This window comes from Alcanivorax sp. HI0044 (assembly GCF_001634945.1).
The window spans coordinates 1-698 of the sequence record NZ_LWEZ01000655.1 but is presented as its reverse complement, the minus strand read 5'-3'; the positions used below and the strand labels follow the sequence as shown (position 1 = coordinate 698).

The 698-nt window shown below is 56.4% G+C and carries 2 protein-coding genes; both read right to left on the bottom strand.

Annotation, left to right across the window (positions count from 1 at the left end; genetic code table 11):
• On the bottom strand, positions 1 to 358 hold a 358-nt coding region (locus A3730_RS07935), incomplete at its 3' end, for a TetR/AcrR family transcriptional regulator (protein ID WP_156501069.1).
• Positions 359 to 507: 149 nt separating this feature from the next.
• Positions 508 to 698: acyl-CoA dehydrogenase family protein (locus A3730_RS07930; protein ID WP_255364220.1), on the bottom strand; the 191-nt coding region annotated here is incomplete at its 5' end.

The window sequence follows — 698 nt, the reverse complement described above, 5'->3', positions numbered from 1 at the left end:
GCAGCCGCTTCAGCAACGGATGCCGGTGGGCACGGGTCACCGCCAGCACGAAGGATTCAAGAACACGTTCAAGGCCGCTGTCCAGCTTCTCCAGTTCATCTTCGATCATCGCCAGTTGTCGCTGGCATTCGCGCAGAATCACCACCTGAATCAACTGGTCCTTATCCGCAAAACGACGATAGGCCGTCGCCCGACCAATGCCCGCACGGGTGGCCACATCTTCCATGGTGGTACGTCGCAAACCGAATTCCACGAACAATGCCAACCCGGCATCAAGAATTTTCTCGTAGGTTCTATCGCCCTGGGGAACCTGAAGATTCTTGAGCAGCGCCGCCGACGCGATATTTTTGCGAGACATTCCAACTCCCTGTGATATGAACCGGATACGCGATCAACCTGCGCGAATACCCTCATCAAGGGTATATACCCCATGGCTCCCCAGCCCGCAAATTCCGTTTCATAGCAATGCCTCCATGACCAAGCAACAAGCCCCGCCATGGTATCGGCTCAGGCGGGTTGCACCATCGCCCTTAAATGCATATCCGCATTACCAAACAGTCCATCCGCTGCCGTCAACCGCTTGACGAAATGGCCCACACCCAATTCATCGGTCATGCCCATGCCACCATGGATCTGGATGGCTTCCTGGCCGATCTTGCGTCCGGCACGGCCCAACTGGGCCTTCATGGCATACACCG